Below are 25,445 nucleotides of genomic sequence, written 5' to 3' on the forward strand. Positions count from 1 at the left end.
GCGAAAAGCCAATGTTTTTATTGCAGCGGGAGCACCACAGCCTGCCAGGGCTGGAGCGCCAGCGTCGGTGAATTGGCCTGAATGGTGGGGTAATTATTGAGCCAGGCCGCTCCGGTGGACTTCAGGCCCGGGGGCATGGCCCAGCTGCGCGGCTCCGAAGAGAAGTTGAGCACCACCAGCACTTTATCGGCGCCCTGCGTGCGGGTGTAGGCGTAGATGTGCGGGTTGGCCGCGTCGAGCAGCTGGTACTGCCCGTACACCAGCACCGGGTGCGCACGGCGCAGGGCCGTGGCCCGGCGGAAGTGGTTCAGCACCGAAGCCGAGTCTTTCTCCTCTGCCGCTTCGTTGATGGTTAAGTAGTTGGGGTTGACTTTGAGCCAGGGCGTGCCCGTGCTGAAACCGGCCTGAGCCGTGGCGTTCCACTGGAAGGGCGTGCGGGAGTTGTCGCGCGAGAAGCGGGCCAGGTTCTGGAGGTAGGCCGACAGGCTGCCGCCCTGCGCTTTCACCAGCTGGTAGCCGTTACGGGCGGCCACGTCGCGATAGTCGGCAATGTTGGTGAGGCCGATGTTGGTCATGCCCAGCTCGTCGCCGTTGTAGCAGTAGGGCGTGCCGCGCATGGTGAGCAGGAAGGTGTTGAGCAGTTTGGCCGAGGCGGCGCGGAAGGCCGGCCGGTCGTCGCCAAACTTGCTCACGATGCGCGGCTGGTCGTGGCTGCCGAGGTAGATGGACTGCCAGCCCTTGCCCGCAAAGGCACTGTCCCAGCGCGTAAACACGCGCTTGAGGTCGGTGAGCTTGTAGCCGGCGGCCGAGTTGCCCACACCTACCGCATCGAAGTGGTAGGTCATGTTCAGCTCCTTGCGGGCAGGGTCCACAAAGAGCATGGCTTCCTGGGGGTTGCGGCCCGCGCCTTCGGCCACGGTCATGACGTTGTACTTGCTCAGCACTTCCCGGTTCATCTCCTGCAGGTAGTCGTGCAGGTGCGGGCCGTGGTTGTAGGCGTTGGTGTAGTTGCGCTCATTCAGGCCCGGCATAGGCGGAAATGCGGGGTCCTTAGCCACAAACTGAAAGGCGTCCATGCGGAAGCCGTCGATGCCCTTATCCAGCCAGAATTTCATCATGGCGTAGATTTCCTGGCGCACCTTGGGGTTGTTCCAGTTCAAGTCGGGCTGCTTGCGCGAGAAGTAGTGCAGATAATAAGCGTTGGTGAGCGAGTCGTACTGCCAGGCGTTGCGCTTCACATCAAAAGTGCTGTAGCGGGCCGGGGGGGTGCCTTTTTCGGCGGGCCACCAGTAGTAGTAGTCGCGGTAAGGGCTGGTGCGCGAGCTGCGCGACTGCTTGAACCACTCGTGCTCATCGGAGCTGTGGTTCACCACCAGGTCCATCACCAGCTTCAGGCCGCGCTGGTGCATGCCCTTCAGCAGCACATCGAAGTCCTGCATGGTGCCGAACTCGGGCATAATCTGCCGGTAGTTGCTGATGTCGTAGCCATTATCATCATTGGGCGAGGCGTAGATGGGATTCAGCCACACGGCCCCCACGCCCAGGCTTTTCAGGTAATCAAGCCGCGCGCTGATGCCCTTGAGGTCGCCCACGCCGTCGCCGTTGCTGTCCTGGAAGCTGCGCGGATAGAGTTGGTACACCACGGTTTCCTTCCACCAGTCGGGCTTTTTGGTCGCCACGCTATCTATTGCCGCCGGACCAGCCGGTGTGGTAGTAGCCGTTTCGGCTTTTTGCCCACTGTGCCCACAGCCTGCCAGCGCCAGCAGCAACGCGCCGCCCGGCACCAGTCGCCGCAACAGCGGCCTGGCAGTATTCAGCAGAAAAGATGTGGACGAGGAAAGTGGCATTACACAAAAAATTAACGAAAACTGCTTTCTCTAACAATCAGTACTTTAAGGCATTAATGGTTTACTGAGGTCGGCCAGACGTAAGCTGGTCAGTTGCGCCGGGCCGTCGGTGGTGAGAGTGATGCGGCCGGTGTGCTGCCGGGGGAAAACCAAGTCCGTGAGCGTGGTTTCGCCGTCCTGGGCGAAGACTTCGACCACCGACTTATCCACCAGCAGGCGCAACTGGAGCTGGCCGTCGCGCAGGGGCACTTTGGCCGTTTCGAGGCTCATGGCGAACATGGGATGGAAGGCCACGTTGCCCGATTGACGCCGGTCAAGGGTCAGCTCCTGCTTGGCCACGTCGTAGCGCAGCACGGTTTTCTCGTCGGCGCTTTGCAGCAGGTTTAGCGTAAGCAAGTTGGCCTTACCGGGCTTCAGGGTCAATTCCAAATCGTAGGACTCGCCGCGGAAGGGCAGTTCGTAGCCGGCCGCGCCGGGCTTGAGGTCGCGGTTTTTCACAGTCTGGGATTCTTTGCCCAGGCGGCGTAGCTCGGCCAAAGGCTGCTGGGCTAGCACGAGGCCGGCGGCGGTGCGGCGCAAGCTCAGCTCGCGCGGCACGGCGAAGCTGCCGCGCCACTCGGTGCCGGTGGGCACGGCCTGGGCGTAGGCCCAGTCGTTGGCCCAGCCCACCAGCAGGCGGCGGCCGTCGGGCACGTTGTTGAAAGTGACGGCAGCAAAGTAGTCCTTGCCGAAGTCGAGGTAGGCGGGCTCTTCGTAGGCCTGGTCGGGCGTAAACGTCTTGCCATCAAACTGCCCCAGGAAATACTGCTGGCCCCGGAACTGCTCCACCGGGCCGCCGGCCGAAATCAGCAGCACCCACTTAGTGCCGCCGCCGGGCACGGGCAGTTCGAACAAATCGGGGCATTCCCACTCCTTCACCGTGTTGCCGGCGCGACCCCAGCGGCTCAGGAAGCTCCAGTTTTTGAGGTTCTTCGACTCGTAGAAATAGACTTGCTGGCGGTCGGCTTTCACGGTGGCCATCACCCACTTCTGCTGCGGCGCATACCAGAACACCTTGGGGTCGCGGAATTCCTTGCTGCCAATGTCGAGCACGGGGTTGCCGGCGTAGCGCTGCCAGGTGCGGCCGCCGTCCTGGCTGCTGGCCAGGTTCTGGTGCTGAGCTACCACCGCGCCGGCCCGCTCCTGGTGGCCGGTGTAAAAGGCCACCAGCCCGTCGGTTTTGCCGGCCGGAAACAGGCCCGAGGTGTTGTCTTTATCGACCACCGCGCTGCCCGAGAAAATCATGGTGTTGCTGCCATCGGGGCTGGTGTATTCGGTCAGGGCTACGGGTTGGTGCGTCCAGTGTAGCAGGTCGGGGCTGGTGGCGTGTCCCCAGGCCAGGTGGCCGGGCTGGGCGCTCTGCGGGTTATACTGGTAAAACAGGTTGTACTGCCCGTTGCTGTAGACTAAACCATTAGCGTCGTTTATCCAGTTTTTGGGGGCCGTGAAGTGGTACACCGGCCGATACGGGTCGGCGGCCGGCACCGGGGTTTGGGCCGGGCTGGAGATGCTCACGAGCAAAAGCAAAGCGCAGGAGAGCAATTGGTTCATCGGTTGAGATTTGGCAGCTTAAAGCAGACGTTAAGGATTGAATAATCAGGCAGTAGCAGAGGCCAGCTCGCGAACCATGCTTTCGGAAATGGCCGGCGTAGCGCCCTGAAAAGTGGCGACCAGCGAGCCCGCCGCGCAGGCAAAAGCGAGGTTGTCCGCAGGCGGCTGATGGCTCAGCAGGCCCCGAAGCAGCGCCGCCAGAAAAGCATCACCGCTCCCAATGGTGTCCTGCACGGCCACGGGCCGGCCGGGGCTGCGGTAGAGGTGGCCACCAGTCCAGAGGGCGGCGCCGTCCGCCCCTTTGGTCACGCACACGGCTTGTAGCTGGAAGCGGGCCGCGAGCCATTCCAGGGCCGTTTCTTCGGCCGGGCTGGCCCCAAACCAGTCCATGATTTCGGTGAGTTCGTGGTGGTTGAGCTTCACGATGTCGGCGTGGCGCAGCAGGTATTGCACCACATCGCGCGAATAATGTGGGGGCCGAAGGTTGACGTCGAAGACCTTTAGCGGCGCCTGTTGCAGCAGGCGATACAAGGTTTCGCGGCTCACCGGACTGCGAGCAGCTAAGCTGCCAAAGACGAAAGCTTCGGCCCCCTGAACCAGGCTGCTAAGCGCGGGTTCATACTGGATGTAGTCCCAGGCCACCGGCTGGACTATCTTATAAGTCACCTCGTTGGTGTTGCTCACGTTGGCTTTCACCACGCCCGTGAGGTGGGTTTCGCCGCGCTGCACATATTTCGTGCTCAAGCCTTTGCTTTCCACAAAAGCCAGCAACTCCGTCCCCAAATCGTCGTGCCCCACACGGCTGATGAGCTGCGCATCGAGCCCGAAATTGCGCAGGTGCACCGCCACGTTGAGCGGGGCCCCGCCCGGTTGCTTTCCGGTGGGCAGCACGTCCCAGAGCATTTCTCCGAAGCAGGCAATGGCCATGGCGTGAGGGGTGGGTTTTTGGAGGTGAAAGTGTGGGTGGCAGTGGGCGGAAATGGCCGTGGTTGGAGCGCTAGTGCATAACCAGTGCTTTATCGACCTGCTCCAGACTGGTGCCCTTGGTTTCGGGCATAAAGCGCAGGACGAAAATGAGTTGCAGCACCATCATGCCGCAGAAAAAGGCGAATGTGTTGCCGCCGCCCAGGTGCTCGGCAAACCAAGGGAAGGTGAAGGCGATGACTGTGGCCATCACCCAGTGCGTGCTGGAACCCAGCGCCTGGCCCTTGGCCCGTACCGCGTTGGGGAAAATCTCGGAGATGAACACCCAGATAACCGCGCCCTGCGAGAAGGCGAAAAAGGCGATGTACACAAACAGCAGCACCGGCACCAGCACGCCGCCAAACTGCTCGGTGTAGAAAGCCCGCGCCACCAGCCCCAGCGTGGCAATGAGCCCCACCGAGCCCACCAGCATGAGCGTGCGCCGCCCAAACCGGTCTATCAGGTTGACGCCTAGCAGGGTGAAGATGAAATTGACCAGTCCAATGCCGGCCGACGACAGCAGCGCCGCCCCCTGCCCCAGCCCGGTCATCTCAAAAATGCGCGGGGCGTAGTAGATAATGGCATTGATGCCAGACACTTGGTTGAAGAAGGCAAAGGCCACGGCCAGCAGCACCGGCGTGCGGTACTGCACGTTCCAGAGCGATTCATCCTGCCCAGCATCGTGCGCCTGGGAAGTGAGAATGGCAGCTACATCGGCGTCCACGGTGGTCGGGTTGATGATGCCCAGCACGTCGCGGCCTTCATCTAGGCGGCCGTGTAGCAGCAGCCAGCGCGGGCTTTCGGGCACCCGGAACAGGAACAGCAGAAACAGCACCGCGGGCACGGCCTGCACGCCCAGCATCAGGCGCCAGGAATGCTCGCCCACGTTGGCCAACAGGTAGTTGGAGAGGTAGGCGGCAAGGATGCCGAACACGATGTTGAACTGAAACAAGCCCACCAGCTTGCCCCGCGATTCGGCCGGCGAAATCTCGGAGATATACAGCGGTGCCGTCACTGACGACGCCCCTACCCCGAGCCCACCCAAAAACCGAAACACCATGAACGGCACCCAAGCCGGGGCCAGCGCCGCCCCTACCGCTGATACCAAATACAAGACCGCAATCCACCGCAGCGTCTGCCGCCGCCCGAGCGCATCGGACGGGATGCCGCCGAAAATAGCCCCCAGCACCGTGCCGATGAGGGCAATGGAAATGGTGAAGCCGTGCTCAACCGCGCTCAGGTGCCAGAGCTGCTGGATGGCTTTCTCCGCGCCCGATATTACCGCCGTATCGAAGCCGAACAGGAAGCCGCCTAGCGCCGTGACGATGGACCAAAAAAGGACTTTGCGCTGCACCATGGGAAAGCGGGACGAAATGAGGTTGGCTCAAAAGTCCGGTGCAGGTTTCCCAATGGCTTGCTCGTTTCTTTCAATTGCTTGCAGAATTCTAACACAGCCTTAAACTCAACCGCAAAACATTATTTATCAATAATTTATACAATAACTAAATGAGTTGCACTTCTGCTTATCTTTCATTAATCCGACCCGATTTGCAAAAATATTTCACCCCCGCCCGGGGGTGTGCAGGGCTTTAAACTCCGAGGGCGACACCTGATATTTGCCTTTGAAGGCCGTGGAGAAGTACGAAGGCGAGGAGAAGCCGGTGAGGTAGGCGATTTCGGCGATGGTGCTGCCTTCTTGGAGCAGTAGCAGCCGGGCCTTGGTGAGGCGCAGGCTCTGGATGTAGTCCGACACGCCGGTGCCGAGCAGGGCCTTCACCTTGCGGTAGAGCTGCATCTGGGATACGCCCAGGCTGCGGGCCACGTCGTCCACGCTCAGGGTGGGCTGGTCGAGGTTGGCTTCAATGATGGCGGTGAGGTCGGCCAGGAATTTCTGGTCGACGCGCTGCGGGGCCACGGTGGCGGTGTCCACGCTCAGCTCGCGGCGGAAATGCTCGCGCTGCTGGTCGCGGTTGCGCAGCAGCGTGCGCAGGCTTTCGACTAAGAAGGTGGGGTTGAAGGGCTTGGTGAGGTAGAGGTCGGCCCCGGCCTGCACGCCGGCGACCTGCTCCTCGGGCGCGCTGCGGGCCGTGAGCAGCACCAGCGGGATGTGGGAGGTGCGCCAGTCGGCCCGCAGCTGGGCCACCACTTCCAGCCCGCTCAGGCCGGGCAGGTTCACGTCGCACACCACCACATCGGGGATGGTTTCGCCGGCCAGGCGCAGGCCGGTGAGGCCATCGGCGGCGGAGCTGACCTGGAAATAGGGCTGTAGCTTTTGCAGCAGGAAGTTGCGCACGTCGTCGTTGTCCTCAATTACCAGCGCGGTGGCATCGGTGCGGGCCAGCGGCGGCGGGGAAGCTTCGGCAAATTCGTCGTCGGGCAGCAGTTCAGCAGTTAGGGCCGGGCGCGGCTCGGGCGCGGCTTCGAGGAAGGTGGCGGGCCGGGCCAAAGGCAGTTTCACCTCGAAGGTGGTGCCGTGGCCCGGCTCGGTCCGAAACGTAAGCGAGCCTCCGTGCAGCCGGGTCAGGCCTTCGGCTAGTGCCAACCCAATACCAGAGCTGTTAGCCGACGACCGGGTACCTTGGTAAAACCACTCAAATACGTGCGGCTGGTCAACTTCGGCAATGCCGCGGCCGGTGTCCTCCACGCTCACGCGCACCACGTGGGCCACCAAATCAGGCTGCAGACTTACGGTAATGTGGCCGCCATCGGGCGTGTATTTGAAGGCATTAGATAACAGGTTGAAAAACACTTTATCCAGAATTTCACCGTCGAACCAGAGCTGCACCACCGGCTCGGCCGGGAGAAAGCGGTAGGTGATGTTGCGCCGCCGCGCCGTTTTCTCAAACACGTCCATCAGCTCGCGCACAAAATCGACGAGGTTGCCCTCGGTGGCCCGCACCGACATGCGGCCCACGTCGATTTTGCGAAAATCCATGAGCTGGTTCACCAGCCGCAGCAGCCGCTGGGCGTTGCGGCGCACCAGCTGCAGGTCCTGGCGCTGCCCGTCCGAGAGGTCGGCGCCATCGGTCAGCAGTTCCTCCACCGGCCCCAGAATGAGGGTGAGCGGCGTGCGCAGCTCGTGTGAGAAATTGGTAAAAAACCGCAGCTTAGCCTCGGATGAGCGGCTGGCTTCTTCGGCCGTGCGCCGGCCGGCTTCGGCCAGCTGCTCAATCTGGTTGCGCTGGGTGCTGATTTCGGCATTCTGCTGCTCCAGTTGCCGCCGGATGCGTCGGTTGAGGCGCAACGCCCGCCACGCCGACGTGCCCAACAGCGTGGCCACCAACAAGCTGGCCAGCAACAGATACACGGCCGTGCGCTGGCTGGCGTAGCGGTGCATTTCCGATTCGAGCTGCTGCTGCTGCCGCCGCAGGTCGTGTTGCTGCAAGGCCAACTGCTCGGTCTGGGCGCGCATCGGCCCCACGTTGGCCGAATCGATGACCATGGTTTCCAGCATGTTTTCCTTGGCGAAGGGCTCGTGGCGCAGGATGTGCAGGGCCGTCCGAATAGCTTCCTCGCCACCCGTGGGGTAGAGCATGGTGGCATTCAGTACACCGTCTTCCACCAGCTGCAGGCCATTGCCCGGCCCGGCCAACCCGTCTACCCCGATGATGCGCACGGGGTGCGGCAGCGCCAGCTGCGTTACCACCTGATAGGCGGCGCGGGCCATGGGGTCGTTGTGGGCAAAAATCAGCTCGGTTTCGGGGTGCGCCCGCAGCAGCGCCGGCAGTTGGCGCAACACCGACGAGGGCTGCCAGTCGCCGGCCATCTGCGCCGTCAGGCGGATATCCGGATAGGCGGCCAGTACCTGCGCAAAGCCCTTGGCACGGTCGGTAGCGGGTGAGGACCCTGGCCGGCCCAGAATTTCGAGCACTTGCCCGCGCTGGTGCAGCAGTTGGGCCACGTAGCGGCCGGCCGTGCGGCCCACTTCCAGGTTATTGCCGCCCACGTAAGCCGTGTACAGGCGCGAAGTGGTGCGCCGGTCCAGTATCACCACCGGGATTCCTTGGTTGTAAGCCGTTTCGGTGAGGGCCGTGAGCGGGCCGGATTGATTGGGGGAAATAATAAGCAGGTCGACCTTGTCCTTAATCAATTGCTCGACCTGCTGGCGCTGCAGCTCACTGTTGTTGCGGGCGTCCAACATCTGAAACTGCACGTTGGGGTGGAAGCTCAATTCCTTTTCCATGCCCGCCAGCATGGCCCGGCGCCAGTCGTCGCCCATGGTGCACTGCGAAAAGCCAATGCGGTAAACGGGTTCGGCCGGAGGAGCGGCGCATCCCCCCAACAATACCCCTACTTGTAGTAGCAGCAGAATTCGACACCAAAATGAGCTCAGGTAATCAGCCACTTCTATAATAGAAACAAGAAACTACGGGGTAAACGCATGAGCCAGGCGAGCCAACAGTTCATGCCTGCTGCAAACTACACATTATATAATGACTTAAATAAATCCTGGTGAATAGTAGTGTTTTCCTGGACATTTCCGCATGTAAACAATGAGGGTACAGCATTCGATTTTTTTTGGCATCGAGCACGCTTTGTGACAAGACAGCAGACGCTGATGCAACGAATAATGGTGGAGCCAAAAACAAAACAGCCACCTAGCTTAATAGCTAGGTGGCTGTTCATCAATGAGCGAGAAACAAGGTTCGAACTCGCAACCTAACCGAAGGCCCACGCGCGTCCGCGGAAAAAAATGACGGATTACTCATACTAAACCCTAGCACACAGGATGATATTCCCCCAAAGTCATAAAGGATAAGAAATGTAATTTCACGTAACAATTTCTGCTTAATTTATAAGTAATTTAAGCAGAAATTATTATTTAGCATGTATATTAGATGCTGACGTGTTGGTTTACAGTGTAGCTTTGTAGCCCATATCTTTAGCCATTTGCATGCGTTTCACTATAATTAGTTCCTGTATTATCCCATGGGGCGGGAGCGAGGAATTATGGGCAGAAGCAGCACTTGCGTTGCGGAGCGCAGGCCACGAGATTACCATTCTAAAAACGGCTTTTGACGCGCAGCATCCGCGCATCCAACAGCTTCAGGCGGCGGGCTGCATAGTTGTTGGAATAAGGACATACCCAAAGCTGGCTAAACGCCTGCTCAACCGCCTGCTGACTACGAGCCGACAGTGGACAGCCGGCGAAAACCAGTTCGACCAGGTTGAGCAACACCTACGGCAACAGCAGCCTGACTTAGTGGTAGTGGCACAAGGCTCGAATTTCGATGGCATCGGATTCGCCGATGTCTGCCGACGCGCTAACTTTCCTTTTGTGCTCGTGGCCCAAAAAGCGGCTGAAATCTTTTTTCCGCCGGTACACCAGCGCGCGATGGCTCGCTTAGTCTACGGCGCCGCCCGCCACTGCTACTTTGTCTCACGGCACAATTTAGTGGTAACTCAGCACCAATTGGGTCTGGAATTAGACCACGCTAGCGTGGTTCCCAACCCGTTTAATGTGCCATACGCGGGAGAACTGCCCTGGCCAGCCTCTCCCACCCTGGTACATTTGGCATGCGTGGCCCGGCTAGAAGTGCTGGATAAGGGACAGGATATTCTGCTGCAGGTGTTGGCGCTTCCAAAGTGGCAACAGCGCCCCCTGCACGTTTCCTTTTTTGGCAGCGGCGGTGATGAACCGGCCTTGCGAGAGATGGCAGAGTTACTCGGTCTGCACGACCGCGTGACCTGGGCCGGCCAAGTTCCCGATATTACGGCCGTATGGGCCAGCCACCACGCCTTGATTTTGCCATCACGCTACGAAGGCCTGCCGTTAGCCCTGGTGGAAGCGATGCTATGTGGCCGGCCGGCCATTGCTACGGCAGCCGGCGGCACGGCTGAGCTACTTGGGAATAACGAAACGGGCTTTGTGGCCGCGGCCGCTACCGTCGCGGCGCTCGATGAAGCCCTTGAGCGCGCGTGGGTTCGCTATGCCGAATGGCCGAGCATTGGCCAGCGAGCCGCTGCCTGTGCCCGGAACAACGTTCCACCTGAGCCCGGCGCAGTGTTTAGCCAGCGCCTGCTCCAAATGATTGGCAATTGATAATTGATTATTTGTATCACATAAAGATATTGCTCTCACTCAACGGTATACTACTACATGCAGCCAGGCCTGGTTTCTATTATCATTCCAACATATAACCGGGCGCACCTGCTTGCCGATGCCATCCACAGCGTCTTGGCCCAGGATTACCCGCACAAGCAAATCATTGTTGTCGACGATGGCTCCGAGGATAATACGCGTCAGCTGGTAAGTGCCTTTGCGGGAGTGGAATACATCTACCAGACCAATCAAGGCCAAGCGGCGGCGCGAAACGCAGGCCTGCGCCATTGCTGGGGCGAATACGTGGCTTCGCTCGACTCAGACGATGTCTGGGACGCTAACTTTTTAAGCAGTGGCATTGAGCAATTGCAGCCCAACATCAATCTGGTGTTTATGAACTGGCGGGCCGACGAGCAGTACAATGGTATGGAGCTCTTTTTTCGCCAAGCGGCGGCGCAACAGCGCTACTTTACACGGGCCATTGGAGACTGGTGGTACCTCAACGCGGCCCAGTCGCGGCGCCTGATGCTGGAAACCTGTCCGGCGCCTTCTTCTGCCCTTATTGTTCGGCGCAATGTGATGCTGGGTGGCTGGAATGAAGAGATGCTAATCGCCGACGATTGGTGCCTGCTGCTTGATGTTGTAATGCAGCAGCCCACCGCCGCCGCATTTACCATGGTTCCTCGCTGGCTGAAGCGCGTACAGGGGGACAACATCTGCGATGGGCGCAATTACATAGCGTTGGCCAAAGAGCTGAGCTTCCATGATGAGCCCCTGCTACTGCAGCGCCATCGGGCGCAGTTGCTATGGTCAGAGGTAAGCATTTTTCGGCAGCGGCAAGCCAAGCATCATTTTCATTACGCATATGCGAGCTATAAGCATGCTGCAAAAAAGGCTATGTTCCGTCATATCGCCAAGGCCTTTCGGCTAGCGCCTTTGGCTACTAGCCGCAACATTGTTCTAGAGGTAGCGGCCTACGCAAGAAATTACTACGCCAAAAGCTAAGCGCCGGCCCGTTGAAACAGCTGCCGCATTTTATCCCTGAACACAACCGAGGCCGCGCCCCACAAGTGCAACCGCTCCCAACTGTGCAGGCCAAACAGCACGCCGTGCAGCACCAAGACCCATCCATCGCTGGGGGAGCGCCAGACCTGGCCCAGCAGCAGGGCCAGGGGATAGTATACCTCGTAGTACTCGTTGAGCAGAATGTGCTGCCCCGGGCGGGGCTGCGCCACCACCACGGGCTGCCGCCACACGCGGGCGCGCAGCAGTGTGAGGCCCCCATACAGCCCCAAGGCCAGGTAGGCCAACGGCTGCTGGAGCAGGCCGAGCAGCAGGGCCAGGCCGGCCACTTCCAGCAGCAGCGCAGCCAAGGCCAGCCGGCGGCCGGCCACCGCGCCAAAGCGCACCACGAAGGTGTTGACGCCGGCCTGCGCATCGTTGGCCGCGTCGCCCAATTGGTGCCACAGGATGTTGCGCAGCCCGCAGCCCAGGGCCCAAGCCCCCACGACCGCCAGCCACAGGGTCGCGGGAGCTACGCCCGCCCACTGGCTGACCAGCGTGGCCGTGAGCAGTTGCGGAAACAGGTGCGCCCCGGCGGTATCGGCCAGCAGCCCCCAGCCGCTACGTACCTTGAGGCGCAGCGGGGGCAGCGAATACAGCGAATAGGCTACCCAGGCGCCCAAATAAAGCGCTGCTGCCCAATGGCTGAGTTGGTAGAAATACACGCCGATGGCCAGGCCAATGCCCGCGCATCCCACCAGGACCGCCGCCACTGTGCGGCCCGACTGCTGGGCCAGGCGGTTGGCCTTGCCAGCCGCGGCATCGTCGGCCCGGTCGGTCCAGTCGTTGAGCACGCTGACGTAGGTGGCACCCACCATAAGGGCCAGCAGCAACAGCAGCAGCCGCGGCAGCAGGGGCCCTAGCGGTACCCGCACAAGGCAGGCCGTGGCGTAGGCGGTGGCCAGAATCGGGGCGAACTTGTAGGCCCACCACTCGCTGGCGCGCGCCATTTGAAACAGGGAATGGGCTGCCTGTTGCCGAGCCGTTGGTTCGGCCGCAGCCGGGTCGTTCATCATGCTTTATCGGCTGTGGCAGCAGCTCCGCCGTCGCAACTTTACCCCAAATGAAAGAAACAATCTACACTTCGCAGTCGCCCCTCCGCACGCCGCGGGTATTCCTGCAGGGGGTATGGGCCGATTTGGAAGTGGTGTACCACATCGGCTGGCAGTTGTTTTTGCGCAACCTGAAGGTGCAGGTACGCCAGAGCCTGCTGGGCTACGCCTGGCTGGTGCTGCCTCCTTTGGTGACCGGGTTGGTGTGGGTGCTGCTGGGCCGCAGCCGGGTGCTGAACGTGGCATCCAGCGCCGTGCCCTACCCGGCTTTCGTGCTGGCCGGCGTATTCCTGTGGCAGGGCTTCGTGGAGGCGCTCAACTGCCCCTTGCAGCAGTTATCCAATGCCAAAGCCACGCTGGCGAAGGTGCGCGTGCCGCACGAAGCCTTTGTGGCAGCCGGGGCGGCCGTGGTGGTGTTCAACAGCCTGCTGCGGCTGGGCGTGCTGCTGGGGCTTATGCTGTGGTTCGGGGTGCCGCTGACAGGCACGCTGGCGCTGGTGCCGCTGGGCTTGGCAGCACTGGTGTTGCTGGGCCTGGCGCTGGGCTGGCTGCTGGCGCTACTGGGGCTGCTGTACGCCGACGTGGCCCAAGGGCTACCGGTGGTGCTGAACCTGTGGTTTCTGATAACGCCCGTGGTGTACTCGCCCCCCGCCGCTTTTGCCAATTGGTTTAACCTGAACCCGGTGACGCCGCTGCTTACTACCACCCGCCACTGGCTGCTGGCTGGTCCGCTGGCCCCAACTTCTGGCTTTGGCCTAGTGGCGGGGCTCAGCGGCATTTTCTTTTTGCTCACCTGGTTGGCCTACCGCCTAGCCCAGCCGCACCTTATCGCCCGCCTCTAATGTTTGGCATTTTTCGTCCGCTGCTGGTCCGGTATGCGCCCGCTCCCCTCAAGCGGCTGGCGCGGCGCGGGCAGCGGCAGTTTCACTACCTGCGCCACGGCCGCCCCGTTCCGTCCTGCCTGTTCGCATTTGGTGGCCGCACGGCCACCTGGCCCGAGCTAGGCCACGAGCTCTACGCCCGCGACCCGGTCTTCCGGGCCACCGTCGATGCCTGTGAGCTGTTCACCACCCAGGAGCTTCATGGGCCTTCGCTGCTGGCGCAGTTTACCGGCGAAGCGGGACCAGATTTTTTCAGCGATGAGCCGCGCCTGATGCACGGCAGCGTGGTATTGCAACTGGCCCTGGTGGATATGTGGCGGGCCCGGGGCGTGCAGCCCGATGCTGCGCTGGGCACCAGCTTGGGCGAAATTGCCGCCGTGTACGCCTGCGGTGGGCTCAGCCTGCCCGATGCTCTGCGGGTGAGCGCCTGCGGCTACGCCATCGGCCAGCGCACCACGCCAACCCATGGGGTGCTGCTGGTGCCTAGCAGCGAGGCCACGCTGGCGGCGCTGCTGCCCGGCAGCCCGGTTGAGCTGTCGCTGTTGCTGGTACGGGAGGCGGCCAGTTGCCTGCTGCTCTGCCGTTTCGACGAACTGGCCCAAGGCCATGCCTATCTGTCGGCCCACGGCCTTTCCAGCCAGGTGCTGAGCGACACTGCCATCCGGCCCTACCATTCGCTCCTGCCGACGCACCTAACCGCTATGCGCCGCCCCCTGGCCGGTCTGCAGCCCCTGCCCCTGGCCCGGGCCTGCTATTTGGCCACGCGGGGCGGCAGAGTGGCGGCCGGCACGGTGCTGAGCGCCGACTACTGGCTGGCGGTATTTCAGCACGCGGTGCAGCTGCACAGCACTCTGGCCAGTGCCCTGGCCGATGGCAACCGGCTATTGCTTCCGATAGGCAGTAACCCATTTCCTTTCTATAGCGAAGAGGAGCTTGCGGCTCAACTAGGTTCAGTCCAGCTGTTGCCCGCCCTGCAAGCCGGCCAGTCCGAATGGGCCGTGGTGGAAGAAAACTTCGCGCAGCTCCAGCGGCAGCGCGTGACGGGTGCGCCCGAGATGCCGCGCCGGGAAATGACCCCGGCCGAATTCACGGCGCAGTTCCAGCTGCTGGACCCCGGCTTTACCAACGACCTCAACCCTGGTTTTGCTTATCTGCAGCGGCAAGGCCCGCTGCATTTTCTGGCCGCCGAGAACGGCTGGCTGGTGGTCGACAGCGACTTAATCAACGAGGTGATGCGCGAGCCGCTGGTGTACTCCAGCAACCCTACTGCCCCCATCGACAACCAGCTGGCGGGGGCCGACCCGCCCCTGCACACCGAAACCCGGACCCTGATACAGTCCTACTTTTCGCCTAAAAGGCTGGGGGCGCTGGCCGAGTTTGCTAACGATGGGATAGTAGAACTGGGGGCCACGCTGCTGGCCCGCGGCTCGTTCGACTTTGTGCACGACCTCGCCCTGCCCCTGACCCAGGCCATGAGCGGCGAGCTGCTGGGCCTCACGCCGGCCGAGCGACAGGAACTGGGCAGCCGCTTGCCCAGCCAGCTCTACGAGTTCGAGTACTTCAAAGAACTGACGACCTTCTTCCAAGCGCACTTCGAGCAGCGGCAAACGTCGGCCGAACCGGTGCTGCTCGACCGCCTGCTGGCCCACTGGCGGGCCGGCCGGTGTTCGCTCGCCGAGATAGTCAATCTGTCTATAACTATTTGGCTGGCTGGACTATCTACTACTGGCATGCTCATGAGCAGCGCCGCCTATCACCTGCTGGCGCACCCCCAGGTAGCGGAGCAGCTGCGGGCCGACCCCGCGCTGGTGCCGGCCTTCGTGGAAGAAATGCTACGCCTCGAAACGCCTTTGCACACCCTGCCCCGGCGTACTACGCAGCCGGTAGTGCTGGGCGGCCAAGCCCTGCCCGCCGACACCCTGGTGCTCTGCTGCGTGGCAGCGGCCAATCGCGACCCTCGGCGTTTTTCCGCGCCCGATGTGCTCGACTTGCAGCGCAAACCGGCGCGCCACTTGGCGTTTGGAGGCGGCATCCACGCCTGCATTGGGGCCCACCTGGCCCGGCTCGAAACCCGGCTGATGGTGCAGTGGCTGCTGGCCCAGGGCCCGCGCCTGCGGCTGGCCAACGCCCGCGCTCTGCCCGAATTCCGGCCTTCGCAAATCATGCGGGTGCTGCAGCAGCTGCCGCTGCTGGCCTCGTCCGTTCCCGCCGCGCCCCATGACTGATGCTGCCGCCGTGGTTACGGTGCGTAACCTGTCCAAAAAATTCTGCTCCCAGCTGCGCACCTCGCTCTGGTACGGGCTGCGCGACATTGCCGCCGAAGCCTGGCCGGGTGCCGCGCCCACTCTGGGTCTGCGCCGGGCCGAGTTCTGGAGCCTGCACGAATTGTCGTTTGAACTGCGCCGGGGCGAGGCACTGGCCATCATAGGGGCCAACGGGGCCGGGAAAAGCACTCTGCTCAAGCTGCTTAACGGCCTAATCAAGCCCGATGCCGGCTCCATCCACTTGCGGGGCCGGGTGGGCGCGCTCATCGAACTGGGCGCGGGGCTCGACCCGGTGCTGACCGGCCGCGAAAACATCTTCATGCGGGCCGCCCTGCTGGGCGTGGGCCGGGCCCAGGTGCTGCCGCTGCTGCCCGCCATCATCGAGTTTACGGGCCTTGGCGCGGCAATCGACATGCCCGTGCAGTTTTTCAGCTCGGGCATGGTGGCGCGCTTGGCTTATGCTGTGGCCGCCCACCTGCACCCCGACGTGCTGCTCGTGGACGAAGTGCTGGCCGTAGGCGACATCGATTTTCAGCGCAAATGCATCCACCACATGATGAGCTATTTGGCAGCAGGCGGCTCGCTCATCTTGGTGTCGCACCAGCCCCACCACATGCAGGCCGTGTGCCAGCGCGGCCTAGTGCTGGAGAAGGGCCGGTTGGCCTTCGAAGGCACGACCACGGAAGCCCTGGACTATTATTTTTCTCACCAAAAAGCTGGGGCTGCTTCCGCAACGGGCCTGCCCGAGCGAATGACGCCCACTCTAAGCGAAGCATGCCCGGCCTTTATTGAGGACTTAGAGCTTACCGGTCCGGGCCCGGTTATCCAGTCCGGCGACGAGGTGCTCGTGACCCTCACCTACCAAGCCCTGCGGCCGGTGCCCGGCGTAATATGGGGCTTTTTTGTTTATAGCGGCGATGGGAGCACCTGCATCACGGCCGCCTATCCACCGGCGCCCCTGGCGCTGGCTCCCGGGCGGCATCGGCTCACCTGCCGCCTGCGCAGCCTGCCCCTCACGGCCGGCGACTACCTGCTGAAAGCGGCCATTTCTGATTTTGAGAACCGGCAATCCGTCGCTCTCTGGGGCTGGGAAGATGCGCCCGGCCGGCTGCACGTGGGGGACGCGCCCAGCATGACGAAGAATACTCAGAAAATGCTCCAGCAACTCGTCACCGTCGAAGTAGAATGGAACTAGCTGCCGCACTAACCCAGTCGCTGGAAGCGTCCGAGTTGGCCTCGGCCATTGCCCAGGGCCTTGATTATCTGCACCAGCACCAGTACCCCAACGGGGAGTTCTGCAGCTATTTCGCGCCCGATGCGGCCATGCAGGAATGGTGCGTGCACGACAGCTGCATCTTCCCCACGGCCCTCGTTGCCAATAGCCTGCTTTCCCTGGCCCAACACCCGCAGGCCGAGGAAATGCTGACGCGCACCACCGGCTTTTTGCAGTACCACATGAACCGCGGGGGCCTGTGGCACCACTTCACCGGGCTGCACCCGATGCGGGACCCGCTGCCGCTGGATATGGACGATACGGCCTGCGTGTCGGCGCTGCTGCAGGCCCGGGGGGTGGACTGCCCCACACCCACCAACGTGCCGCTGCTGCTGGCCAACCGCAACCGGCAGGGACTGTTCTACACTTGGTTTGTGGCCCGGGGCTGGAACGCCAACCGCACCCACTGGCGTATCACACTGCCCCGGCTGGCCCGCCCGCTGCGCAACCTGCTGCTCTGGCGCAGCGTGGAAGCCACGCCGGGCGACGTCGACCCGGTAGTCAACGCCAACGCGCTCTACTACCTCGGCGACATTCCCGAAACGCAGCCCGTCATTGCCTGGCTGCTGCGCCTCATTGCAGAACACCAGGAAGCCGGCTGCGACAAGTGGTACCCCGACCCGCACGTGGTGTACTACTTCCTTTCCCGCAACTACTCCCGCGGCATCACGCAGCTAGAGCCCGCCCGGCAGCCGGTCATCGACCGGATTGTGGCCGCTGCCCGGCCCGACGGCCGCTTGGGCAACACCGTGCTCGACACGGCCCTGGCCATCTGCACGCTGCTCAACTGGGGCGCGCAGCCACCGGAGCTGCGGCCGGCGGTGCAGTTTCTGCTGGGTGCGCAGCAGGCGCACGGCGAGTGGCCGCGCTGGCTGGTGTACTACGGGGGTGCCAAGAAGCTGGTCGGCTGGGGCTCGGAGGAGATGACCACCGCTTTCTGCCTTGAGGCCCTGGCCCGCTATCAGGCCATTATTAGCTAAACTGCCATGACCTTACTCCGCACCCAACCGGTTGCCAATCAGCCTGCGCTCGGCATTAGCCCGCATAACGAGAAAATTGACGTGCTGCGCGGGGTGGCCATACTACTGGTTTTCAGCTACCACGCCCTGCTGGTTATCTTCGGGCAATATGAAATCTACGATTTCAGCCCTTCCGGCTTCTGGATTGATTTTGCTCGGTACACACCCGGCCGGGTGCTGCTGGGCGCCACGCCCTGGGGCATGGGCGGGCAGGGCGTGACGCTGTTTCTGGTCGTTTCGGGCTTCCTTATCCACTGGGGCTTTCTGAAAAGCGGCGCTAGCTTCCGGCTTAGTGAGTTCTTCAACAAGCGGTTCTGGCGCATCTACCCGCCCTACCTGGTGGCGTTGGCCGTGTTCGGCCTCAGCCTGGGCACGGGCGGCACGTTCAGCCTGCTCACCCACCTCACGCTCACCCACAACCTCTTCGGCCGCTCCTTTTCTACCATCAATCCCTCGTTCTGGTCGCTGGGCCTGGAAATGCAGTTCTACCTGCTCTATCCGGCCTTTTTGCTCTTGCGCCGCTGGCTGGGCATTGGGCGGGCCACGCTGGCCGTGGCGGGGGGCACGGGCCTCACGCTGGTGTTGGTGCTGGGCTTCCAGATTCGCTCGGCGGTGCTCTGGCTTTCCCCGCTCAATATGTGGCTCATCTGGGTGCTTGGGGCCTGGTTTGGGGAGCGTTTTTTCCAGGGCAAGCGCCTGTTCGCGCGCAGCCCCGGCTACCTGGTGGGCTTCTATGGGCTGCTCTCCCTGTCTACGGTGACGGTGGTGTACGGGCTGCTGGGGCGGGTGCTCTTCAGCCTGTTTTTCATTTGCCTGATGGACTGGTACCTGCACCAGAAGGCGCCGGTTACGTCGGCCACGGGCAATGCGCTGACCCGCCTCACGGCGCGGGTGGGCCTGTACAGCTATAGCATCTACCTGTTTCACCAGCCTTTTCTGTATAAAGTCATTGGCTTGCTCAGCTTCGGGCAGCAGCGCAAGCCGGCGCTGGCCCTGGCTGTGCTGCTGGCCTTTGGCCTCATGTTCGGCATTGCGCACTTCACTTACCACTGGCTGGAGCTGCCGGCCATTCGCTGGGGCAAAATGCTGTATGCCCGGTGGTCAGGCGCGCCCCAACCCAGCAGGGCAAGCTAGGCGGGGCCGCCACCCTCCTGCTGTTATCATCTCGCACTGCATGCATGCTTTTTAACTCCTTCCAATTTCTCGTTTTCTTCCCGGTCGTCACCACGCTGTTCTTCGTGCTGCCGCACCGGTTTCGGTGGGTGCTGCTGCTGGGGGCCAGCTGCGTGTTTTACATGGCCTTTGTCCCGGCCTACATCCTCATCCTGCTCTTCACCATTGTCATCGACTATTGGGCCGGGATGCTGATTGAGGCCGCGTCGGGCCCCCGGCGCAAGCTGTACCTGGCCCTAAGCCTGGGAGCTAATTTGGGCGTGCTGGGCGTTTTCAAGTATTATAACTTCTTTAGCGGCAACGTGAGCGCGCTGCTGCACTGGGGCGGTAGCGCCACCACGCTGCCGGTATTGCATCTGTTGCTGCCCATTGGCCTCTCGTTTCACACGTTTCAGGCCATGAGCTACACAATTGAGGTGTACCGCGGGCGGCAGCAGGCGGAGCGGCACCTCGGCCTGTATGCGCTGTACGTGCTGTTTTACCCGCAGCTGGTAGCCGGTCCCATCGAGCGGCCGCAGCACATGCTGCCCCAGTTTCGTCAGAAGCAGTATTTCGACTACGACCGGGTGGTGAGCGGGCTGCGCCTGATGGCCTGGGGCCTGTTTAAGAAGATGGTCATTGCCGACCGCCTGGCCCGGCTGGTGAATGAGGTGTACGACGCGCCCACCCACTACCGGGGCCTGCCGCTGCTGGTGGCCACTGTTTTCTTCTCCGTCCAGATTTACTGCGACTTTTCGGGCTACTCGGATATTGCCCGGGGCAGTGCCCGCGTGATGGGCTTTGAGCTGATGCAGAACTTCAACCGGCCGTATTTCTCCCGGAGCCTGCCCGAGTTCTGGCGCCGCTGGCACATTTCGCTCTCCACTTGGTTCCGGGACTACCTCTACATTCCGCTCGGCGGCAGCCGGGTGGCGCTGCCGCGCGTCTGCGTCAACCTGTTCATCGTGTTTCTACTCAGTGGCCTGTGGCACGGAGCCAACTGGACGTTCCTCATCTGGGGAGCCTTGCACGGCACCTACCTGGTGGTGGGCCTGCTCACCCGCACCCGCCGCCGGAAGCTCGCCGAGCGCCTGCCGCTGCTGGGTCGCCCGGCACTCAACGTGGCCTTCACGTATGGGCTGGTGGTCTTCGCCTGGATTTTCTTCCGTGCCAATTCCCTGCCCGACGCCCACTATATCGTCCGGCACCTGTTTGGCGCGAGTGCCGCCTTACGCGAAGGTACCCTATCCCTGGGGCTGGCCGCCGTGAAAGTATTCTATCAGCGCTACGAGTGGCTGTCACTGGCTGGGGCGTTGCTAGCGCTGGTGCTGGTCGAAACCGCGCAGGCGCGGATGGCCGTGGGCGGTTGGGTGGCTCGGCAGCCCACGCCGGTGCGCTGGGCGCTATACTATAGCATCGTGCTAGGCATCGCCTTGCTTAGCTCCGCCGAGCGCGTGCAGTTTATCTACTTCCAATTCTAACTCGCCCCGATGCCGACCGCTCCGACCGCCCCCGCCCGCCGGCCGCCCACGCGCGGCGTGGGCAAGCTGTTGCTCAAAGCCTTTCTGCTGCTGCTGCCCTTCAGCGCGGTGGTGGGCAGCTACCTGGTGCTGGACCCGTTTCAGGTGCTTTACCACTACGACACCTATGCCACGCAGGTGATTCCGAACCGGGACTACATCAGTACCCAGCTCTTTGTGGACAATTACCCGCAACACCGATACCAGTCTTTCATTCTGGGCAACTCGCGCACGCTGGCCTTCACCGTGCGTGACTGGGCGAAATACACCCACGACCCCAGCGGCTTTCACTACGATGCGTTTGCCGAGTCGCTGTTCGGGGTATGGAAGAAGTTGCAATTTTTGGAAAACCAGGGTGCCGAGCTCAAAAACGTGCTCATCATCTGCGACCCGCAACTGCTGGCCCAAACCCGGGACGTAGAGTCCCACCTATTTCGCAAGGACCCGCGCCTGACCGGGGAGCTACCCTTCCGCTTCCAGCTGTCGTTTTTCCGGGCTTACCTCGCCCGCTTCTTCTTTCTTCATTACTGGAAGCTGAACTTGACGGGGCAGGTGACGCCGGGTATGGAGGATTTGTTCAACACACGGGGTGGAGGTATTGCACCAATTACCAACGACATGCTCCTGACCGAGGTGGAACAGCAGATTGCTGCCGACTCGGTGGGATTTTACGCCCGCAACCCGGGGCTGCCGCCGCGCCCGGCCCGGTCACCGGTCAGCCCGGCGGTTATCGGCCCCGAAGCCAGGGAGCAACTAGCAGCCATCTGGGCTATTCTCGCGCGCCACCATACCAATTACCATTTCGTCATCAGTCCGCTGTATTCGCAGGAGGCCCTGAATCCGGCCGACCTAGCCTATTTAGTACAGACCTTTGGGCGGGAGCATATTCACGATTTCAGCGGCGTAAACGAACTAACCAAGCACCCCGGCTACTACTACGAAGCCTCGCACTACCGCCCGTTGGTGGGCCGAAAAATCATGCGGCTGATTTATGCCAAGGATTCGACTGGCATCGGGGCAGGGCGCGGGGTGGGTAACTAAAGATTCGGCTGGGTAGTGGACCACGGCGTCCCCAAATGCAAGTAGACTAGGGCTTGGAGGAAACCACGACCAGCTTCTACCTCGGAGCCCTGGCCAGCTATCAGAGGACTGGTTTTGAGCCCACTTGTTATCCTGTGCACTCCACGCATCAAGTGGAATGCACAGGATAACAAGTGGACTTTCGTAAATCCAGCCCACCGTTAACGTAGACGCTCGTCATCGAAGCTACGACGTTGCATCCGCTCGCATTTAAGGCCCTAATTTTCTTACTCAGTACGTACCAGAGCCCCTTATTTTCGTCGCCTTCCCTCTGAATCACTTGCAAACGGCCGTGGAAGACGCGCGGGGCGCGGCCCCAGCGCATAGGCAAGGTCACCTCGTTTTGGCTACGAAGTTCCTCGTTTTGCCTACAAGCGCCCGCTGGCACCGGCGGAGCTTTGTCGTGTTGTTGACTTAACCAAAACAGACATGACACCGCAACAGGAAATGAAATCCGCTAGCCTAGCTCCTACCCCCGGCCCGGCCGGCAAAATTTGGTTTATTACGGGGGCCTCGCGCGGCTTTGGCCGCGTGTGGACGGAAGCCGCTTTGCAGCGGGGCGACCAGGTGGCCGCCACGGCGCGCCAGCTGGCCAGCATCGCTGATTTGACGCAGAAGTACGGGGCCAACGTGTTGCCGCTGGAACTGGACGTCACGAACGCTGAGCAGGCCAAAATGGCCGTGGCACAGGCCCACGCGCATTTTGGCCGGCTGGACATCGTGCTCAACAATGCCGGCTATTCGCTGGTCGGCACCGTGGAGGAGGCCAGCCTGCACGACATCCGGGCGATGTATGAGACGAATATTTTCGGGACCGTTTCCGTCATTCAGGCTGCCTTGCCGCTGTTGCGCGCGCAGGGCCACGGGCACATTCTGGGCACGTCGAGCGGCTTGGGCCATTACACCTTGCCGGTTATCGGCTACTATTGTTCCTCCAAGTGGGCGTTCGAAGCCGTCCATGAAAGCCTCGCCGCTGAAGTGGCTGCGTTTGGCCTCAAGGTTACCATTATCGAACCCGGGGCATACGCCACCGAGTTTGGCAGTCCGGAGTCGTTGCGCTTTGCGGCCGGCCTAGAAGCATACAGCGACTTCAAAAACGAGTTTTTCGCAGGCTTACGAAGCACGGAACGTGGCGACCCCGCCGCGACCCCAGCGGCGCTCTTTGCCGTTGTCGACGCCGCGCAGCCGCCGCTGCGGCTGTTCCTGGGCCGCCACAACCTGCCCGAGGTGCGCGCGGCCTACGCCGAACGCTTGGCGACCTGGGAAGCATGGGCGCCCGTATCAGAGGCGGCGCAGGGCCAGTTGGCCAGCATAACCCACTAGCCCGTTAGTCGGCCGTGTGACACACGGGTTTGTTTGCTCGTATTTATATTTTCCCGGTCCAAGCAGCCCGCCGGGAACGCTCCTTCCGGCGGGCTGCGGTGGTGCCACCCTAAAACCTCTTGTTCCTATCGTGTACAAGTTCAGTTCCATCACCGAGGCGCATCAGGCGCTGGGCCTGCCCAAGCCCCTGCACCCGCTCATCAGCGTGGTGGATGCCACGGCCACGCCAGTCGGCGCGGGGCCGTCGTCGGGCGCGCAACTGCTGAGCTTTTACAAGCTCGCCTATAAAACGGGCGGCACCGGGAGTATCAAGTACGGCCCGGGCTACTACGATTTCACAGAAGGCAGCTTGCTCTGCGCCGCACCTAACCAACTCATGGGCGGCGGCAACGAAAATACCTGCGACCAAGGCGGCTACGTCCTGCTGCTGCATCCCGACTTCCTGGTGGGCTACCCGCTGGCCCAAAAAATCAAGCAGTACACCTTCTTTTCGTACGACGCGAGCGAAGCGCTGCACCTCTCAGACAGCGAAAAGGACACCGTGGCGGCGCTGTTTCGCAGCATAGAGCAGGAGTTGCGCGCCCGCATCGACGGCTTCAGCCAGGACGTGCTGCTGGCGCAGTTGGAATTGCTACTGAGCTACACGCAGCGGTTTTACCAACGGCAGTTCATCACCCGGCGCACGGTAAGCCGGGGACTGCTGGCGCAGGTCGAGGCCGTGCTGAACGACTATTTTGGCAAGCAGCAGGGGCTGCGCCAGGGTCTGCCCACGGTGCAGTACCTGGCGGCACAAGTGCACCTGACCCCGAGCTACTTGAGTGACATGCTGCGGTCCCTCACCGGACTGAGCGCGCAGCAGCACATCCACCAGCGGCTTATCGAGCAAGCGAAAGAGCGGCTCTCCATCACTGAGCTGTCCGTGAGCGAAATTGCCTACGAGCTGGGCTTTGAGCATTCGCAGTCGTTCAGCAAGCTGTTCAAGGCCAGAACGAGCTTGTCACCCTTGGCCTTCCGGCGCTCGTTCGCCACAGGAGCCCCGCGACGCTCTCGTTGAACAAGAGGCTCCCTTGCTGCCAGTACCTTTTATGCTACGACCCTTTTCGTGCACTTGCGGAAGCAGGGGCGACCCGCAGGGGCGTGATGCGCGCTAGGGACGCCGCCGATAGTGCAGGATAAAACTGCGGACCTTCTCGGGTGCTTCGCGGTCCTGTTGGACGTATACCAAGCGAAAGGCGCGTCCAAAGGCCTTGAGCCGCGCATACGACGCCGCGATAAACTATAGACCTCTCAAAACCAAAACAGCCACCTAGCAACGAAGCTAAATGGCTGTTCATCAATGAGCGAGAAACGAGGTTCGAACTCGCGACCCTCAGCTTGGGAAGCTGATGCTCTACCAACTGAGCTACTCTCGCGGGGATATTTTGGTGGCCCGAAATTACGCCAAAGAACCGAAACCGCAACGATGGCAAGGCAAACAGCCAACCTCACCTTTGTGGGCGTCGTATGCACGGCTGATATGGCCACTCCTCCCCTCCCTCCTGCTACCCAACGCCTGGTTGGCCTGTTGCTGATATTTAGCGGCGCGCTTTTAGGCATTGGGCTACTGCTGAAAGTAGCCGTCGGGGCCTACTCCTGGAATGCGGGCAGGCCGGATAGCCCCTCGGCCTTCATGCTGTCGGTGAACCTGGTAGGATTGCTAGCCAGCGGCTTGCTGATGCGCGTAGGCCTGCGGATGCGGCGCGGCACCAGTGTGCACCGCAACCCCAACGCTGACGAAATACTTTAAATCCCCGGCGGCAACGCGACCTTTGCGCTATGTCATCTCCTCTGCGCATCTCGCTGGCCAAGGCCAACACCGCCACCGCCGCCCAACTTGCTGATTTGGGCCGCCAAACTTTTCAGGACACCTTCGCCGCCACCAATACCCCGGCCGATATGGCCGCGTATTTAGCTGCAAACTTTGGCCCGGATATCCAGATGGCCGAATTGCAGGACCGCGAAAACACGTTTTTGCTGGCGCACATGCAGAACGAGCTGGTGGGCTACGCCAAGCTGCGGGACAACTCAGAGCTGGGGTTGCCGGAAGGCCAGGACGCTGCCGGCCGCCTCGAAATCGAGCGCCTCTACGTGCGCGACGATTGGCAGGGCACCGGCCTGGGCGCAGCCCTAATGCGCGGCATCCTGGCCCTGGCCGAGCAGCTGCACTGCTCGGCCGTGGTGCTGGGCGTGTGGGAGAAAAACGACAAAGCCCGGGCTTTCTATCAGCGGTTTGGCTTCCGCGAGATTGGCCGGCACGAGTTCCGGCTGGGGCAGGATGTACAGACGGACCTGATTTTGCGCAAGGGCATGGCCGGCCGCTAAAGCGCCTACTTTTAC

General features: G+C 61.9%; 19 protein-coding genes and 1 tRNA gene. 13 read left to right on the forward strand and 7 right to left on the reverse strand.

The features are described 5' to 3' along the window. Window positions 1-17 precede the first annotated feature (17 nt). The 5 genes from I7X13_RS18225 to I7X13_RS18245 form a co-directional block, all read right to left on the reverse strand. Window positions 18-1,847 carry a glycoside hydrolase family 13 protein gene (locus tag I7X13_RS18225; protein ID WP_198076572.1) on the reverse strand — a complete coding sequence of 610 codons (1,830 nt, stop codon included), beginning with the start codon at window positions 1,845-1,847 and terminating at the stop codon, window positions 18-20. Between the two features lie 45 nt (window positions 1,848-1,892). Next, complete coding sequence (locus tag I7X13_RS18230; RefSeq protein ID WP_198076573.1) at window positions 1,893-3,437, reverse strand: glycoside hydrolase family 32 protein; 1,545 nt, start codon at window positions 3,435-3,437, stop codon at window positions 1,893-1,895. Between the two features lie 45 nt (window positions 3,438-3,482). Next, a complete protein-coding gene (locus tag I7X13_RS18235; RefSeq protein WP_233454844.1) occupies window positions 3,483-4,364 on the reverse strand; it encodes a carbohydrate kinase family protein in 882 nt (293 codons plus the stop codon). A 70-nt stretch (window positions 4,365-4,434) separates the two neighbouring features. Next, the gene (locus I7X13_RS18240) at window positions 4,435-5,757 is read right to left on the reverse strand and encodes a sugar porter family MFS transporter (protein ID WP_198076574.1); all 1,323 of its coding nucleotides are present in this window, start codon (window positions 5,755-5,757) and stop codon (window positions 4,435-4,437) included. A 204-nt stretch (window positions 5,758-5,961) separates the two neighbouring features. Further along, window positions 5,962-8,745, reverse strand: coding sequence for a hybrid sensor histidine kinase/response regulator transcription factor (locus tag I7X13_RS18245; protein ID WP_317191589.1), 2,784 nt, complete (start codon window positions 8,743-8,745; stop codon window positions 5,962-5,964). 549 nt (window positions 8,746-9,294) lie between these two features. Here I7X13_RS18245 and I7X13_RS18250 point away from each other — a divergent pair. After that, window positions 9,295-10,443, forward strand: a complete 1,149-nt coding sequence (locus I7X13_RS18250) for a glycosyltransferase family 4 protein (RefSeq protein ID WP_198076576.1) — start codon at window positions 9,295-9,297, stop codon at window positions 10,441-10,443. A gap of 57 nt (window positions 10,444-10,500) precedes the next feature. Further along, complete coding sequence (locus I7X13_RS18255; protein ID WP_198076577.1) at window positions 10,501-11,448, forward strand: glycosyltransferase family 2 protein; 948 nt, start codon at window positions 10,501-10,503, stop codon at window positions 11,446-11,448. On the opposite strand, the gene I7X13_RS18260 is transcribed toward I7X13_RS18255, so the two are convergent. Beyond that, window positions 11,445-12,455 carry a UbiA family prenyltransferase gene (locus I7X13_RS18260; RefSeq protein WP_198076578.1) on the reverse strand — a complete coding sequence of 337 codons (1,011 nt, stop codon included), beginning with the start codon at window positions 12,453-12,455 and terminating at the stop codon, window positions 11,445-11,447. The two genes, I7X13_RS18255 and I7X13_RS18260, sit on opposite strands and share 4 nt — an antisense overlap. A gap of 113 nt (window positions 12,456-12,568) precedes the next feature. Here I7X13_RS18260 and I7X13_RS18265 point away from each other — a divergent pair, with 113 nt between their 5' ends. The 9 genes from I7X13_RS18265 (at window position 12,569) to I7X13_RS18305 (ending at window position 24,123) form a co-directional block, all read left to right on the forward strand. Further along, window positions 12,569-13,399 carry an ABC transporter permease gene (locus I7X13_RS18265; RefSeq protein ID WP_198076579.1) on the forward strand — a complete coding sequence of 277 codons (831 nt, stop codon included), beginning with the start codon at window positions 12,569-12,571 and terminating at the stop codon, window positions 13,397-13,399. Continuing rightward, complete coding sequence (locus I7X13_RS18270) at window positions 13,399-15,663, forward strand: cytochrome P450 (RefSeq protein WP_198076580.1); 2,265 nt, start codon at window positions 13,399-13,401, stop codon at window positions 15,661-15,663. The genes I7X13_RS18265 and I7X13_RS18270 overlap by 1 nt, the downstream gene beginning before the upstream one ends. Further along, complete coding sequence (locus tag I7X13_RS18275) at window positions 15,656-16,897, forward strand: ABC transporter ATP-binding protein (protein ID WP_198076581.1); 1,242 nt, start codon at window positions 15,656-15,658, stop codon at window positions 16,895-16,897. The genes I7X13_RS18270 and I7X13_RS18275 overlap by 8 nt, the downstream gene beginning before the upstream one ends. Beyond that, a complete protein-coding gene (locus I7X13_RS18280; protein WP_198076582.1) occupies window positions 16,888-17,955 on the forward strand; it encodes a prenyltransferase/squalene oxidase repeat-containing protein in 1,068 nt (355 codons plus the stop codon). The genes I7X13_RS18275 and I7X13_RS18280 overlap by 10 nt, the downstream gene beginning before the upstream one ends. Before the next feature lie 6 nt (window positions 17,956-17,961). Next, window positions 17,962-19,128 (forward strand): acyltransferase family protein, encoded by a 1,167-nt coding sequence (locus I7X13_RS18285; protein WP_198076583.1) that lies wholly within the window; start codon window positions 17,962-17,964, stop codon window positions 19,126-19,128. A 44-nt stretch (window positions 19,129-19,172) separates the two neighbouring features. Next, the gene (locus tag I7X13_RS18290) at window positions 19,173-20,627 is read left to right on the forward strand and encodes an MBOAT family O-acyltransferase (protein ID WP_198076584.1); all 1,455 of its coding nucleotides are present in this window, start codon (window positions 19,173-19,175) and stop codon (window positions 20,625-20,627) included. A 9-nt stretch (window positions 20,628-20,636) separates the two neighbouring features. Continuing rightward, on the forward strand, window positions 20,637-21,707 hold the full coding sequence (locus I7X13_RS18295) for a hypothetical protein (protein WP_198076585.1): 1,071 nt from the start codon (window positions 20,637-20,639) through the stop codon (window positions 21,705-21,707). 468 nt (window positions 21,708-22,175) lie between these two features. Beyond that, window positions 22,176-23,069, forward strand: a complete 894-nt coding sequence (locus I7X13_RS18300; RefSeq protein ID WP_233454845.1) for an SDR family NAD(P)-dependent oxidoreductase — start codon at window positions 22,176-22,178, stop codon at window positions 23,067-23,069. A gap of 130 nt (window positions 23,070-23,199) precedes the next feature. Continuing rightward, window positions 23,200-24,123 (forward strand): helix-turn-helix domain-containing protein, encoded by a 924-nt coding sequence (locus tag I7X13_RS18305; RefSeq protein WP_317191590.1) that lies wholly within the window; start codon window positions 23,200-23,202, stop codon window positions 24,121-24,123. 285 nt (window positions 24,124-24,408) lie between these two features. Here I7X13_RS18305 and I7X13_RS18310 read toward each other — a convergent pair. Then, window positions 24,409-24,481, reverse strand: a tRNA-Gly gene (locus I7X13_RS18310). Window positions 24,482-24,585: 104 nt separating this feature from the next. Between I7X13_RS18310 and I7X13_RS18315 the strand changes: the two genes are divergently transcribed. Together I7X13_RS18315 and I7X13_RS18320 are read left to right on the forward strand one after the other, a co-directional pair. Further along, window positions 24,586-24,855, forward strand: a complete 270-nt coding sequence (locus I7X13_RS18315) for a hypothetical protein (RefSeq protein ID WP_198076586.1) — start codon at window positions 24,586-24,588, stop codon at window positions 24,853-24,855. A 29-nt stretch (window positions 24,856-24,884) separates the two neighbouring features. Continuing rightward, entirely contained in the window at window positions 24,885-25,430 is a 546-nt protein-coding gene (locus tag I7X13_RS18320) for a GNAT family N-acetyltransferase (protein ID WP_198076587.1), read from the forward strand. Window positions 25,431-25,445: the final 15 nt, after the last annotated feature.

This window comes from Hymenobacter negativus (assembly GCF_016056375.1).
GTDB lineage: Bacteria > Bacteroidota > Bacteroidia > Cytophagales > Hymenobacteraceae > Hymenobacter > Hymenobacter negativus_A.